This is a genomic window from Streptomyces murinus (assembly GCF_002154555.1).
Classification (GTDB): Bacteria; Actinomycetota; Actinomycetes; order Streptomycetales; family Streptomycetaceae; genus Streptomyces; species Streptomyces murinus.
This window is the reverse complement of the sequence record NZ_MUNF01000511.1, coordinates 1-13,253: the sequence shown is the minus strand read 5'-3', so window position 1 is coordinate 13,253 and position 13,253 is coordinate 1. Positions and strand designations below refer to the sequence as shown.

Genomic DNA, 13,253 nt, shown 5'->3' with positions numbered 1-13,253 from the left:
GGCGGCTCGCCGATCGGCGAGGACCTGCTGAGCCGGGCGATCGACCTCATGGACTGCGACTTCCTCCAGATCTACGGCAGCAGCGAGACCGGCAACTTCGCCGTCTGCCTGCCGCCCGCAGACCATGTCCCCGGCAGCCCGCGACTGCGCGCGGCGGGCCGCCCCTACCCGGGGATCGAGGTGCGCATCGAGGACCCGGAGGGCCGGGTGCTGCCCACCGGCGAGGTCGGCGAGGTCTGTGTGCGCACCCCCGCCCGGATGCTCGGCTACTGGCGGCTGCCCGAGGCCACCGAGCGCACCGTGGTGGAGGGCTGGGTGCACATGGGGGACGCCGGCTACCTCGACGAGGACGGCTACCTCTACGTCCGCGACCGCGTCAACGACATGATCATCGTGGCGGGCGAGAACGTCTACCCGAAGGAGATCGAGGACGCCCTCGCCCGGCACCCCGCCGTGTCCGGCGCCGCCGTGGTGGGCCTGCCGCACGAGCGCTGGGGCGAGTCCGTGCACGCCCGGGTGGTCCTGGAGCCCGGCCAGCAGGCGGGCGCCAGGGACCTGCACCTCTTCCTGCGCGGCCGGCTGGCGGACTTCAAGATGCCCACGTCGTACGACTTCGTCGACGCCCTGCCCCGCAACCCCAGCGGCAAGGTCCTGCGCCGGGCGGTACGCGACGAACTCGCCGCCGCGAAGAGCTGACCGCACCTCGCGTACGGCACCGGCCCGCCACCTCACCGAGGGGGCGGGCCGGTGCCGTACGGGCGGACCCCGGTCCGCTGAACCTGCCTGGATATGCTGCTCGTTCGGCTCGGGCTCGGCCTTCGGGGAGGAACGGCGTTGATCGGTGGCGAGGGCGGGGGTCCGGGAGGTCCCGGTGCCGGCGGGCGTGGGGGAGATCGCCGATCTGGCGCCGCTGAGCGGTGACAGGCGGCCGGTGTGGCTGGTGCTGGGCGCGGACGGGACGATCGGCCGCTGGGACATGGCGGCCGGGGTCTTCGAGCCGGTGGCGGCCACCACCCTCGCGACGGAGTCGGATCGCGAGCCGTGGGCCGGCCACCGGTGCCGCCGGCGGCTGCACGCGTCCGGCGACGGGATGTTCGCCGCGGTGGTCAACGACTACGGCCGGTACGGCGAGGTGATCGACCTGCGAACCGGCCGCGCCACGCTCGCCCTGGACAACCAGGGGGGCCACGAGGAGACCGTGCCGGGTGCTTCACACTGACTGGAACCGGCTGGATGTGTCCAACGTGCGGACGGCAGTGCTGGCTTGGTCACCTGTCGAGCCCGCCGACGAGCGGGTCGGCCCGGAACACCATGGCGTCTATTTCCATGGTGCCTCCGGGTGGGCCCAGACGGCAGACGAGAGGCGTCCTGGACGACGGTCCGGGCCGGGTCCGGCTCTGCGGTCGGGCGTACTACTGGGACCAGCCCATGACATGGATCGACTCCACCAGGGTCGCCGTCGCGGGCCTCGGCGACGACGAGGAGGTCATGCGGCCCGGCGCGCGGATCTTCGACACGGCCCGGACCGGCCAGGACGACCCGTGGTGCCCGACGGCGGCCGTCGAACTCGCCTCGTTCGAGGGCCCGTCGGGACAGTTCTTCAGCGACGGCACCCGTCTGTTCAGCGGCGGCGACGCCGAGGGCACCGGGGGTCTGTCCGCGTGGGATCCCGGCACGGGCAGGCTCCTCGGCGTGGTGCCGGGCTTCTTCCCCACGCAACACCACCCGGGCGCCGGGCAGTTCGTGGAGATCGCCGGCGACGCGGTACGGGTGTGGACGGCGTGAGCGGATGCCCCGGCCAGGGGCGTCCGCTCGGTGCCGTCCGGTGGGGCTCAGCCGTGCAGATGGCGGCGCAGATAGTCGTGCCAGGTCTGTTCGAAGGTCCTGGTGAGGGCCGAGTGCGGCGCGAACACGTCCCATGAGTGGAAGGCGTGCGCGTAGACATGCAGGTCGACCGGGACCCCGGCGGCGATCAGCCGCCGCGCGAAGTCGATGTCCTCGTCGCGGAAGACGTCGAACTGGCCGACCGCGATGAAGGTGTCCGGCAGGCCCGCGAGATCGGTGGCGCGGCCCGGCGCGGAGTACGGGTGCACATCCGGCGCCCCCGCGCGCTCGCCCAGCACCGCGGCCCACGCGTACAGGTTCTCCTGGCGGTCCCAGACACCGAGGTCGGTGATCTCCCGGCTGGAGCGGGTCTCGCTCCGGTCGTCGAGCATCGGGTAGTGCAGCGACAGCAGCCGCGGGGGGCGCTCACCGCGGTCGCGGACCATGAGCGCGGCGGCCGTGGCGACCGCCCCGCCGCCGCTCGCGCCCGCGAGCCCGATCCGGTCCGGGTCGATCCCGTGCTCGGCGGCGTGCGCGGTCAGATACGTGTACGCCAGATGGCCGTCCTCGGCCGCGCCCGGCGCCGGGGTCTCCGGCGCCAGCCGGTAGTCGACGGCGGCCAGGACGACATCGAGCCGCAGCGCCAGGTCCGCGCAGTACGCCCGGGCCGTGCGGTCGTGGGCGCTGCCGAGCACTTGCCCACCGGCGTGGAAATGGACCAGGGCCGGGCGGGCGCGGTCGGCGTCGCCGGGGTGGAACATCAGCACGTCGAGCACGGTCCCGTCCGCGCGCGGCAGGCTCAGCGTCTCGCACTTGACGCGCGGGTCCGGGGCGGGCGCGGGGAGCCACTCCTCGGCCGCCGTCACCCGCTCGCGGCACACGGGGATGTCGGAGAGGTCCAGCAGGGCGCCGTTCGGGGCCTTGGGCAGGGCGGCCAGCGCCGCCGCGAGCTCGGGGTCGATGTCGTAGGCCATGGTCTCTTTCCTTCCCGGGATCGGAACAGGGGGGGCGTCGCCCGAAGCGGGGAACGTGACCGCGCGGGCGCCGCCGGCCGGGGCGCGGCGACCGGGGCGCGGCGATCGGGGCGCGGCGACCGTGAACGCCCGGGCGGCCCCGAGGCGTTGCCGTCGCCCGGGACCGCCGGACGCGCCGCGGTCGCGCTGCCGCCCGGAGCCCCGGCCCGCCCCGGCCGGGAGCGGGACGAGAACCGCCTAGCGGGTGTAGTCCCGCGGCTCGAAGACGGCGGTGCGCTCCTTGTACGCCTCGATGCTGGCGGGCCAGTTGTTGACCACCCGCCCGTCGCCCGTCTTGTACCAGCTCGCGCACCCGGCGGCGAAGGCCGTGCCCGCGAGGTCCCGCTGGAGCTCCTCGTTGTAGCGGCGCTGCACCTCGGGGTCGACGTCCAGGGTGCGGTTCGGCTCGCCGTCGAGGGAGCCGAGCGCCTTGAGGACGTAGTCGATCTGGCACTCCACCATGAACAGGATCGAGTGGTGGCCCAGGTTGGTGTTCGGGCCGTAGAGCATGAACATGTTCGGGAAGCCGCTGACCGACACCCCGAGATACGCCTCGGGGCCGTCCTTCCACGCCTCGCGCAGCGTCAGCAGGTCCCGTCCGACGATCTCCGCCCCGCCGGTGCGGTCGAGCGGCTGGAAGCCGGTGGCGTGCACGATCACATCGACGTCGTGCAGCCGCCCGTCCGCGGTCCTGATGCCCTCCGGCTCGATCCTCGTGATGGGCTCGGAGACCAGCTCGACATTGTCGCGGGAGACGGCCGGGTAGTAGTCGTCGCTGATCAGCACCCGCTTGCAGCCGAACGCGTAGTCGGGGGTGAGCCGGTCGCGCAGCCCCTCGTCGGCGACCTGCGCGGCCAGATGGTCCTTGGCCACCCGCAGGAACTCGTCCCGCACCGGGTTGCCGTCGTCGCGCAGGCCGACGGCCCAGCCGTCGCGCTCACGGTAGAGGCCCTCGCGCAGCTCGTCGTAGCGGTGCGGTTCGGCGAGCAGCTCGGCGCGCTCCTCGTCGCTCAGGGCCTGGTCCTGGCGCGGCAGCAGGTAGTTGGCGGACCGCTGGAACACCGTCAGCCGCTCGGTGTCCGCCGCGATGGCGGGCACCAGCTGGACGGCGCTGGCCGCGCTGCCGATGCAGGCGACCCGCTTGCCCGTCAGATCCAGGTCCTCGGGCCAGCGCGCCGTGTGCACCTGGGTCCCGGTGAAGCGCTCCGCGCCCTCGATGCCCGCCCAGGCCGGCAGGTTGAGCTGTCCCCACGCGGTGATCAGCGCCCGGGCCCGCAGCCGCTCGCCGCGCGCGGTGCGCAGCAGCCAGCGGCCGTCCTCGTCCGACCAGGTGGCCTGGGTGACCTCGGTGCCGCAGCGGATGTGCTCCGTCAGCCCCTGGCTCTCGGCGAACCGTTCGAGGTTGTGCAGGATCTCCGGCTGCCCGGCGTAGGTACGGCTCCAGTCGGGCTGCTCGCCGAAGGAGTACCAGTACAGGTGGGACTGCACATCGCAGGCCGCGCCGGGGTACGTGTTGTCGCGCCAGGTCCCGCCGATCGTGGCGGCCTTCTCCAGCACCGTGAACGTGTGCCGGCCGGCCTCCTTGAGACGGGCGGCCATGCCGAGGCCCGACATCCCGGCGCCGATGATGACGATCTCGAAGTCCTCGTCCATAGTCATCCCCTTCGTAGTGCCTCTTCGCGCTCCACCCTGGACAGGGCTGCTGATCGACGGCTGAAGAACGACTGATGGGCCGAAGAGCTATATTTGCTCATGAGGATTGCAATAGAAAAGGATGTGGCAAATAAACCCTCGCCGACGCGGAGGAGAAAAGCACCGGAGAATGCTTTGACAGCGCTCTCTTCGTGCTTGTGTCGACGTCCTGTGCGGGGTATGCGCGAGGAATAGTCTCGCGCGAAGCGCTGACACGGAGCTGACGCGCCGCGGACTCCTCCGAATGAGGCCCGGACCGAAAACGAGGAACGAGGCTGCGGCGGTACGCCCCCGGCGGTTTCCGGGCGTACTGCCGCAGCCTCGTCGCTGTCTGCCGCTGGGGTGTAGAGCCGCTAGGCGGGCACGGCGGCGTCCAGCGAGGGCGCCTGGTTGAGGATCTGCTGGAGCCGCTGGCGCAGCTTGAGCGAGGGTTCCATGCCCAGCTCGCTGGCCAGCCGGTGCCGTGTGCTGTTGTACGTCTCCACCGCCTCGGCCTGCCGCCCGGTCCGGTACAGGGCCAGCATGAGCATCTCGGTGAGCCGCTCCCGCCAGGGGTGGATGGTGCGCATGCGCTTCAGCTCACTGATGCTGTGCACCGGGTCCGCCAGCTGTATCTCCAGCCAGAGTTTGTCCTCGACCGCGCACAGCTGCTCCTCCTCCAGGGCCAGCGCCACGCTCTGTGACATGGGCCCCTGGGTGACGTCCTGGAAGGGTGCGCCGCGCCATAGCGCCAGTGCCTCGTCGAGCAGGTGAAGTGCCTGGTCGGGGGTGTGCCGGGCGCAGGCGCGGGCCTGGCCGGCCAGCCGCCGGAAGGCCGCCGCGTCGGTCTCCTCGTCGCCCAGCTCCAGCACGTACCCCGACGAGCGGGTGAGCAGCTCGGGTGCCCGGCCGTCCGGCCCGGCCAGTTGCTGGAGGGTCCGGCGTAACCGGTAGACGTGGGCCTGGAGCGAGTTCTCGAAGGTGGGAGGGGGGTTCTCCCCCCACAGCTCGGTGTACAGCTGCTCGGCGGCCAGCGGCCGGCCGGGGCTCACCAGCAGCGCCGCCAGCAGGGTGCGCTGCCGGTTGCCGCCGACGGTGTGCGTACGACCGCCGGTGCGCACCTCCAGGGGGCCCAGGAACGCGCAGACCGGACGCGTCAGGGAAACGTCCAGCCCCGAAGGCCCGGAATGTAGTCTCCGGTCGTTGTTCGGATGGGCGTCCTCGAACTGCGAATAGGTGATCACTTTTTCCTCCTGCCGAGCCGTACGCGGTTCCTTTAATTGACTCCAGTAACCTTCGCAACCGCAAGTATCGAGCAGAGTCGGCCGTCGCTTCCAGGCCAGTGCGTGTCCATTGCAACAATGCTGATTTCCGCCGGTGATGTCGGGACGCACCGGTGCATGTCGGACATCATTATTGCGTGTTCGTCACCCCTTCGTGCTGATTATCGAGCCCAGCCACGGCCGGTTAAGACACTGCATTAACGGTTTTCCAATTGCCGGGCCCGCTTTCATCGGACGATCAGGAACCTGTCAGGTGCGGTTGCTTGGATCGCGGGTACCGCCGACCGCGACCGAGAAAGAGGTGTGTGATGGGGCCCGTTCGTCAGCCGCTCCGTGTGGGGGTCCTGTTGCCGACCCGGGAGCAGGCGATCCTCGGCGAGCGCAGCGCCTCCTCCCTGCTGGACTTCGCGCGCCGCGCCGAACAGCTCGGCTTCGACTCCCTGTGGACCGGCGACTCGCTCACCGCGCGCCCCCGGCTCGACCCCCTGGTGGTGCTGTCCGCCGTCGGCGCGGTGACCCGCCGGGTACAGCTGGGCACCGCGGCCATGACACCGGCGCTGCGCCACCCGCTCGTGGCCGCGAGCATGGTCAGCAGCCTGGACCAGGTCAGTTCCGGCCGGCTCGTGCTCGGCGTGGGATCCGGCTTCCCGGTACCGGAGACCGACGAGGAACTGGCCGCCGTGGGCGCCTCGCCCGCCGCCCGGGCCGGCACTCTCGACGAGGTCACCGCGCTGTGGCGGACGGCCTGGAGCAGCACCCGGCCCGGCGCGCCCACGCACTTCACCGGCCGGCACTGGCAGGAGGAGGGCCTGGACCGGCTGATCTGCCCGGCCGCGCTGGACGGACCGCCGCTGTGGCTCGCCGCCGGCGCCGACGGCGCCCGCGCGCTCGAACGGGCCGCGCGCCTCTACGACGGCTGGCTCTCGTCCCGTACCTCGGCCGAGTCCTACGCCGGTGCCCGGCGCCGCCTGGAGGACCTCTGCCGGCGCGCGGGACGCCGGGCCGGCGCGGTGACCCCGGCCCTGTATCTCACGGTCACCGTCGGCCCGGACGAGCGCGGGGCCAGGGTCGAGCTGGACGACTACCTCGAACACTGCTACGGACGCGCCCTGGAGCAGATGTCGGCCATGCGCGCCTGTGCGTGGGGGCCCAGCGAGCACTGCGCGCAGCGCCTCGCCGACTATGTGCGGGCGGGCGCCCGGCACATCCTGCTCCGCATCGGCTCGCTGCGACCGGAGACACACCTGCGGGAGATCGCGGACGTACTCGTGTCCACGGCCCGCCAGACAGATCAGGAGAGCACATGAGCACCGCCGGCCGCACCCGACGCGCCCGCTGGTTCACCACCGCAGGGGCCGACCCGCACGCCGACCACCAGGTGTTCCTCTTCCCGCACGCGGGCGGCACCGCCCCGGCCTACCAGGCGTGGGCCGCCACCCTGCCCTCCACCATGGACGTACGCACCCTGCAACTGCCCGGCCGCCAGGAGAGATCGGGCGAGGAGCCGTTCACCGATGTGGAGCCCCTGCTGGACGCCCTCCTGGAGGTCTTCGAGGCCGAACTCGACGGCCGGCCCTATCTGCTGTTCGGCCACAGCTTCGGCGCGCTGCTCGCCTACCGGCTGTCCGTGGCCGCCGCGTGGAACGGACTGCCGGCCCCCGCGCTCCTCGGCGTCTCGGCCTGGGCCCCGGCCCTGGAACCGGCCGCCGAACTGGCCCGCGTCGCCACCATGTCGGACGGCGAACTCCTCGACCGGGTCGGCCAGTTGGGTCTGATGCCGGAGGGTACGACACTCGATCCGGCCACCCTGGCCTCGATCATGCCCGCGCTGCGCGCCGACTTCCTGGCCGCGGGCAGCCTGCGCGAGGACGGCGAACCGGCACCCTGCCCGGTCGCGGCCTACTGCGGCACCACCGACCCCATCGTGGCGCCCGGCGACATGGCCGCGTGGGCCGGCCACTGCACCGACTTCCTCGGCGCGACCCAGTTCCCCGGCGGCCACTTCTACCTCTTCGAACACACCGCGGCCCTCCAGCACAGCCTGGACCGCAGGCTGCGCCGCCTCTCCGCCCACATCTGACGACCACACCCCACCCCGCGGAGACAGGAAGATCGCATAATCGGCGGATGGGAACAGTGACGGCGGTGCTGGGAACAGTGACGGCGCTGCGCCGGTACCCGGTGAAATCCATGCTCGGCGAGGCGCTGACGGCCGTGCGGGTCGATGAGCGGGGGCTGGCCGGGGACCGGATGTTCGCGGTGCTCGACACGGCGGGCGCGATCGGCAGCGCCAAGCATCCGCGCAAGTGGGAGCCGCTGCTGCGCTGCCACGGCCGGCTGACCGGTCCCGATGCGGTCCGGGTCGAGCTGCCGGACGGCACCGTCCTGTCCGCCGGGGCCGCGGAACTGGACGCGCGGCTCTCCGATCTGCTCGGCCGTCAGGTGGCCGTGTCGGACAAGCCGCCGGAACATGGTGCCCTGGAGCGCGCGGTGCCCGGGTACGAGGGCGGCCTCCCGGACGTGCTGCGCGCGAAGGCGTCCCCGGACGAGACCGGGGACCTCATCACCTCGGGACGCGTCGCCCCCGGCACCTTCTTCGACTACGGCACGGTCCATCTCGTCACCACGGCGAGCCTGCGCCGGCTCCAGCAGTCGTACCCCGCGGGGGACTTCGACCCGCGCCGCTTCCGGCCGAACCTGGTGATCGACCTCCCCGGCGGCCCCGGTTTCCCCGAGGACACCTGGCCGGGCGCGACACTGCGGATCGGCGAGGCCCTGTTCCGGGTCACGGTCCCCACGCCCCGCTGCGTGGTCCCGACGCTGCGCCACGGCGAACTGCCCGCCGACCCGGGCATCATGCGCACGGTGGCCCGCGAGCACCGGGTACCGGTCCTCACCCTCGGCCCGCTGTCCTGCGTCGGCGTCTACCTGGACGTACTGGAACCCGGCACCGTCCGCACGGGCGACGCGTTGACCATGGGCACCGGGGAGTAGCGGATCACCGGACCACGGCACCGGTCCGTCACCGGTCGATACGCTTCCCGGGTGACCGAACACGCCGGAGCACCCCAGAAGCCGTTCCTGTACGTCGTCGTCTGCGCGGCCGGTATCGCCGCCGGGGTCGAGGAGTTGATCGCGGCCGCGCAGGAGCGGGGCTGGGAGGTCGGGGTCATCGCCACCCCGGTCGCGATGGGCGGCTTCTTCGACGTCGCGGCGGTCGAGGCCCGTACCGGCAGGGTCGTACGGTCGGCATGGCGGTCTCCGGCCGATCCGCGGCCGTTCCCGGCACCCGACGCGGTGGCGGTCGCGCCGGCCACCTTCAACACCGTCAACAAGTGGGCGGCGGGCATCGGCGACACCCTGGCCGTCGGCACCCTGTGCGAGGCCGCAGGCCTCGGGGTGCCGATCGCGGTGCTGCCCTGTGTGGGCGGTGCGCTGGCCGCCCATCCCGCCTACCAGGACAGCCTGGTACGGCTGCGCGGGATGGGCGTGCGCTTCGGGGAGCCGTACTCCGGTGAGCCGGGCCCCGGCGGCGGCCGCCCCGCGTTCCCCTGGACGACCGCCCTGGACCTGCTGGAACGCGGCTAGGAACAGGTCAACTCGGGTCCCTCCAGCATGCCGCCGGTGTACAGGGCCTGCCCGTCGGGCATCCAGTAGCCCAGCTTGGAGACCACCGTGGAGCAGGTGGCGCCGACGGTGACGCGGACCTTGACCTGCTCCGGGTGGCCGGGCTGGAGCTCGGTCAGCGCGCAGTCCAGGGAGTACGGCAGCCGGGTCTTCGCCGGATACTTGCCCACCAGCGGGTTGACGCAGCGGGCGTCGGAGGTGGCGATCCGGACACCGCTGGCCGCCTCGCCGATCAGCCCGAACCGCGCGCTGCCGTCACCCTCCGCGCTGTCCCGGCGGACCGTGTAGAGGAGCGTGGTCGTGGAGTTGCGGCGCAGCGTCGTCCGGTCGACGGTGATGGCGTGCGTGGGCGGCGCCTTGGGCGCGGTCAGTGTCAGGGTGGCCCGCACCTGGCCCGTGAGGTCCACCCCGGCGGGCGCGGACCGAACCCGTACGGTGGCCGTGATGTCGTACGTGCCGGGCCCCGGGTAGTCGCCCGAACCGGGCAGCGGGCCGCCGGCCAGGGTCTTGCCGGAGCGCTTGGCGGACCAGCTGCCATTGGTACGGCAGCTGTAACGGACCCGGGTGCCGGCGCGGCCGCAGGAAGCCGGGGCGGAGACCGCGAACTGCGGGGTGCCGCTGCCCGCGCACAGGCTGACCAGCGCGTGCTGGCCGTGATCGCCGCGCAGCGTCCCCGCGACCGCGCACAGCGTGGCCGGATCCTCGGCCTTCGGGGCCGGGGCGGCGGCCGGGCTGCCCCAGGCCGGGGTGACGAGGGCCAGGGGCAGCAGCGCCGCTCCGGTCAGTGCTCTCAGAGTGGTCGGACGAGTCGGCACCGCGGTCCTCCCGGGCGGCCAGGACCGGCCGGGCGCCGGTCGCCTGCCCACGAGGATCATCCGACGGTACGACCCTCCATCGCCTCCCACGCCGAACGGTCACCTGAGGGCAGCAACACTTCCGCCCGGAGGGGCCCTAACGCACCGCCCGCACATACCCGGAGGCGCCAGGCGTGGTGACGTCCCGGTCCCGGCGGACGATGCTCAGCCGCTTGCCCCAGCCGGCCAGGGCCTTGCGCAGTCCGTCCGAGGTGTACTCGATGTCGACCACGCGGTCCCCGAACGCCTTGGCGTACACCCCGCACTCGTCGTACTGCCCGCACTCCTCCGCCACCGCGAAGTCCAGCCCGGCCCGGCGCCGCTGGCCGGCCAGTTCGGAGGTGTTCTTCTGGGCGATGGCCAGGTGCCGGTCGTGCGCGTGCCGGGACAGCAGGGCGATGAACGCGATCGCGTCGGAGGCGGAGAGCAGCCCGTCGGAGCGGGTGTAGCTGTCGTAGTTGTCCGGCTCCACGGCGTCGAAGCCCTTGCGCGCGCAGTCGTCGATCCAGCCGTCCACCCGCCGCGCCACCCGCTTGCGCTTGGCCGGGGTGCCGATGTCGAGCAGCGCCTCGTGCCAGTCCTTGTCCATGACCACCTTGCCGTGCTGGTCCCGCAGCAGCAGGTCGCGCGGCCAGGAGGCGCGTTCGGCGGGCTGGGCCTGGAAGGCGTTGACGTAGCAGATGTTGTACAGGCCCGGCGCGGGGGAGTCGGACCGGTCGCGGCTGACGACGCGGACGCCGGACGGCGGGGGATAGGCGCCGCCGATCTGGTAGTCGAACCCGGCGTGCCGGGGTGGCAGCCGGACCGAGGGCGGCTTCGCGCCGTCGTCCTTTGCGGTGGTCGCACAGCCCGTCAGGACGGAGACGGTGACGGCCAGTACGACGAGAGACGCGGCGCGGAACATGTCAGGATCAAAGCGTGCAAACGCTTCGACCGTCAAGGCGGTGTCCGGCCACGTCGTAGGCTCGGCCGTGATCACCCGTCCCGAAGGCAGGAGCAAGCAACGATGCAGTATGTGAAGCTCGGTTCGACGGGCCTGGACGTGTCGCGCGTCTGTCTGGGCTGCATGACCTACGGGGTGCCGGAGCGCGGCAACCACGAATGGACCCTGGTGGAGGAGGCCGCCCGTCCGCTGATCCGGCAGGCGCTGGAGGCGGGCATCACCTTCTTCGACACCGCCAATGTCTACTCCGACGGCACCAGCGAGGAGATCGTCGGCAGGGCGCTCAAGGACTTCGCGCACCGCGACGACATCGTGCTGGCCACCAAGGTGCACGGGCGGATGCGGCCGGGCCCCAACGGCGCCGGGCTGTCCCGCAAGGCGATCATGACCGAGATCGACCACAGCCTGCGCCGCCTCGGCACCGACTACGTCGACCTCTACCAGATCCACCGCTACGACCACGCCACTCCGATCGAGGAGACGATGGAGGCGCTGCACGACGTGGTCAAGGCGGGCAAGGCCCGCTACATCGGGGCGAGTTCGATGTACGCGTGGGAGTTCTCCAAGGCCCAGTACACGGCGGAGCGGCACGGCTGGACGAAGTTCGTCTCCATGCAGGACCACTACAACCTGCTCTACCGCGAGGAGGAGCGGGAGATGCTGCCGCTCTGCGTCGACCAGGGCGTCGGCGTGCTGCCGTGGAGCCCGCTCGCCCGGGGCCGGCTCACCCGCGACTGGGGCACGGTCACCGAGCGCAGCGAGCACGATGTCTTCGGCGGCAAGCTCTACCAGGAAGGCGACCGCGCGATCGTGGAGGCCGTCACCCGGATCGCCGGGGAACGGGGCGTGTCGCGCGCCCAGGTGGCCCTCGCCTGGCTGCTGCACCAGAGCCCGGTGACCGCCCCGATCGTCGGCGCGGGCAAGCCCCGGCACCTGGAGGACGCGGTCGCCGCCGTCGAACTCACCCTCAGCGACAAGGAGATCGAGGAGCTGGAGCGGCCGTACACCCCGCGCGCGATCAGCGGTCACTGAGCCCTGCGCGGTCGAACTCGGTGCGGTCCGTGCGGCGCGAACTCCGCGCCGCACGGACCCGCGTTCGTGCGCCGGACATGGTGAGCGTCCGGTAGCGCGCCCCGATGCGCCGCGCCGAACGGCCCACGTAGTGCCCGATGAAGGAGCGCCGAAGCCGGTCGGCGCTGCGGTTGGGGCCCGCGCCGTGCACCAGGCCGCCGTTGAAGAACAGCACGTCGCCCGGGGCCAGATCGACGGGCACCACTTCGAGACCGCCGTCGCCCCGGTCGATCGGCTCGCACGCCACCCGCAGACAGAAGTTGTCCTGGTACAGCGCCTGCCCGCGCGTCCCCGGCGGCTTGAAGTAGAACGCGCTCTGCGCGGCCGGCACCTCCTCGCCGAACAGTGCCTCCAGCACCGACCGCAGCCGGGCGTCGAGCAGGAACTCCCGGGCCAGGGGGCTGAGTTCGTGCGGGTGCATCACCCGGGGACGGCGGCGCAGCGGATCGGGATCGGCCGCATCCGGCGCGAAGTGCCCCGGCACCGGGCCCGCCGCGTGCAGCGCCGCGAACTCGGCGCACGGCCGGGCGATCTCGCCGTACCCGAACAGCCCCGGCACGACGGTGAACCCGCGCCCCTCGAAGCGCACGGCCGCGGCCCGGGTGAGAGTGCCCTTGCCTGTCGCTGTCATGGTCCGCTCCTCGCGTGGGGCTAGGCGGACGCCCCCGACAGGGGGATGCCCGTGCGGGCTGCGGGCCTGCCCGGAACTGCCGGTGATTCCGCCCCGCCGCCCGGCCTCTGTTCGCCGAGCGGACCGGACGGCCCACGATGCGTGCCCTGAGCGAGGCCCGGCTGCGGCACGCGGGCCGGATCCTGGAGGTCACCGACCTCACCGTGGAACGGGTCGCCGCGGCCTCCGGGTTTGCCAGCCCCTCCCACTTCAGCCGGGTCTTCCGGGACCGCTACGGAGTTCCGTCCGGCGACTGGCGCGCGGGGCGACGGCCGTGACCGGGGCGGGGGTCTCAGG

13 protein-coding genes and 2 pseudogenes are annotated in these 13,253 nt (G+C 72.5%); 9 read left to right on the top strand and 6 right to left on the bottom strand.

Annotated features, from left to right (window positions below; genetic code table 11):
* The 3 genes from CCN72_RS28260 to CCN72_RS40830 form a co-directional block, all read left to right on the top strand.
* On the top strand, positions 1 to 696 hold a 696-nt coding region (locus CCN72_RS28260; protein ID WP_143664222.1), incomplete at its 5' end, for an AMP-binding enzyme.
* A gap of 145 nt (positions 697 to 841) precedes the next feature.
* Positions 842 to 1,219 carry a hypothetical protein gene (locus tag CCN72_RS40835; RefSeq protein ID WP_244174509.1) on the top strand — a complete coding sequence of 126 codons (378 nt, stop codon included), beginning with the start codon at positions 842 to 844 and terminating at the stop codon, positions 1,217 to 1,219.
* A 209-nt stretch (positions 1,220 to 1,428) separates the two neighbouring features.
* Positions 1,429 to 1,785: a hypothetical protein gene (locus CCN72_RS40830; protein WP_244174508.1), complete on the top strand. Its 357-nt coding sequence runs from the start codon at positions 1,429 to 1,431 to the stop codon at positions 1,783 to 1,785.
* 47 nt (positions 1,786 to 1,832) lie between these two features.
* On the opposite strand, the gene CCN72_RS28250 is transcribed toward CCN72_RS40830, so the two are convergent.
* From CCN72_RS28250 to CCN72_RS28240, 3 genes are all read right to left on the bottom strand, one after another.
* The gene (locus CCN72_RS28250; RefSeq protein ID WP_086810703.1) at positions 1,833 to 2,798 is read right to left on the bottom strand and encodes an alpha/beta hydrolase; all 966 of its coding nucleotides are present in this window, start codon (positions 2,796 to 2,798) and stop codon (positions 1,833 to 1,835) included.
* Positions 2,799 to 3,035: 237 nt separating this feature from the next.
* A complete protein-coding gene (locus tag CCN72_RS28245; protein ID WP_086810701.1) occupies positions 3,036 to 4,490 on the bottom strand; it encodes a flavin-containing monooxygenase in 1,455 nt (484 codons plus the stop codon).
* A gap of 392 nt (positions 4,491 to 4,882) precedes the next feature.
* Positions 4,883 to 5,752 carry an AfsR/SARP family transcriptional regulator gene (locus CCN72_RS28240; protein ID WP_232985137.1) on the bottom strand — a complete coding sequence of 290 codons (870 nt, stop codon included), beginning with the start codon at positions 5,750 to 5,752 and terminating at the stop codon, positions 4,883 to 4,885.
* Positions 5,753 to 6,126: 374 nt separating this feature from the next.
* Between CCN72_RS28240 and CCN72_RS28235 the strand changes: the two genes are divergently transcribed.
* From CCN72_RS28235 to CCN72_RS28220, 4 genes are read left to right on the top strand one after another with little or no spacing between them, the layout of a single operon-like run.
* Positions 6,127 to 7,098 carry an LLM class flavin-dependent oxidoreductase gene (locus CCN72_RS28235; RefSeq protein ID WP_244174506.1) on the top strand — a complete coding sequence of 324 codons (972 nt, stop codon included), beginning with the start codon at positions 6,127 to 6,129 and terminating at the stop codon, positions 7,096 to 7,098.
* Entirely contained in the window at positions 7,095 to 7,871 is a 777-nt protein-coding gene (locus CCN72_RS28230) for a thioesterase II family protein (protein ID WP_086810697.1), read from the top strand. The genes CCN72_RS28235 and CCN72_RS28230 overlap by 4 nt, the downstream gene beginning before the upstream one ends.
* A gap of 47 nt (positions 7,872 to 7,918) precedes the next feature.
* Positions 7,919 to 8,785 carry an MOSC domain-containing protein gene (locus tag CCN72_RS28225; RefSeq protein WP_244174504.1) on the top strand — a complete coding sequence of 289 codons (867 nt, stop codon included), beginning with the start codon at positions 7,919 to 7,921 and terminating at the stop codon, positions 8,783 to 8,785.
* Positions 8,786 to 8,836: 51 nt separating this feature from the next.
* Positions 8,837 to 9,379: a flavoprotein gene (locus CCN72_RS28220; protein WP_086810696.1), complete on the top strand. Its 543-nt coding sequence runs from the start codon at positions 8,837 to 8,839 to the stop codon at positions 9,377 to 9,379.
* On the opposite strand, the gene CCN72_RS28215 is transcribed toward CCN72_RS28220, so the two are convergent.
* Positions 9,376 to 10,233, bottom strand: coding sequence for a hypothetical protein (locus tag CCN72_RS28215; RefSeq protein ID WP_086810694.1), 858 nt, complete (start codon positions 10,231 to 10,233; stop codon positions 9,376 to 9,378). The genes CCN72_RS28220 and CCN72_RS28215 overlap by 4 nt on opposite strands.
* 136 nt (positions 10,234 to 10,369) lie before the next feature.
* On the bottom strand, positions 10,370 to 11,176 hold the full coding sequence (locus CCN72_RS28210) for an endo alpha-1,4 polygalactosaminidase (protein WP_086810693.1): 807 nt from the start codon (positions 11,174 to 11,176) through the stop codon (positions 10,370 to 10,372).
* 102 nt (positions 11,177 to 11,278) lie between these two features.
* On the opposite strand from CCN72_RS28210, the gene CCN72_RS28205 reads away from it, so the two are divergent.
* Entirely contained in the window at positions 11,279 to 12,247 is a 969-nt protein-coding gene (locus CCN72_RS28205) for an aldo/keto reductase (protein WP_086810691.1), read from the top strand.
* Here the strand turns inward: CCN72_RS28205 and CCN72_RS28200 are convergent.
* Positions 12,241 to 12,917 (bottom strand): annotated as a pseudogene (locus tag CCN72_RS28200) (phytanoyl-CoA dioxygenase family protein). The gene CCN72_RS28205 and the pseudogene CCN72_RS28200 overlap by 7 nt on opposite strands.
* 107 nt (positions 12,918 to 13,024) lie before the next feature.
* On the opposite strand from CCN72_RS28200, the pseudogene CCN72_RS28195 reads away from it, so the two are divergent.
* Positions 13,025 to 13,234 (top strand): annotated as a pseudogene (locus CCN72_RS28195) (helix-turn-helix domain-containing protein); the annotation flags it as partial.
* Positions 13,235 to 13,253 lie beyond the last annotated feature (19 nt).

Excerpts from the sequence above, each read along its gene's own strand:
- CCN72_RS28250 (WP_086810703.1), bottom strand. The coding sequence starts at position 2,798 with ATGGCCTACGACATCGACCCCGAGCTCGCGGCGGCGCTGGCCGCCCTG.
- CCN72_RS28245 (WP_086810701.1), bottom strand. The coding sequence starts at position 4,490 with ATGGACGAGGACTTCGAGATCGTCATCATCGGCGCCGGGATGTCGGGC.
- CCN72_RS40830 (WP_244174508.1), top strand. The coding sequence starts at position 1,429 with ATGACATGGATCGACTCCACCAGGGTCGCCGTCGCGGGCCTCGGCGAC.
- CCN72_RS28225 (WP_244174504.1), top strand. The coding sequence starts at position 7,919 with ATGGGAACAGTGACGGCGGTGCTGGGAACAGTGACGGCGCTGCGCCGG.
- CCN72_RS28210 (WP_086810693.1), bottom strand. The coding sequence starts at position 11,176 with ATGTTCCGCGCCGCGTCTCTCGTCGTACTGGCCGTCACCGTCTCCGTC.
- CCN72_RS28205 (WP_086810691.1), top strand. The coding sequence starts at position 11,279 with ATGCAGTATGTGAAGCTCGGTTCGACGGGCCTGGACGTGTCGCGCGTC.
- CCN72_RS28230 (WP_086810697.1), top strand. The coding sequence starts at position 7,095 with ATGAGCACCGCCGGCCGCACCCGACGCGCCCGCTGGTTCACCACCGCA.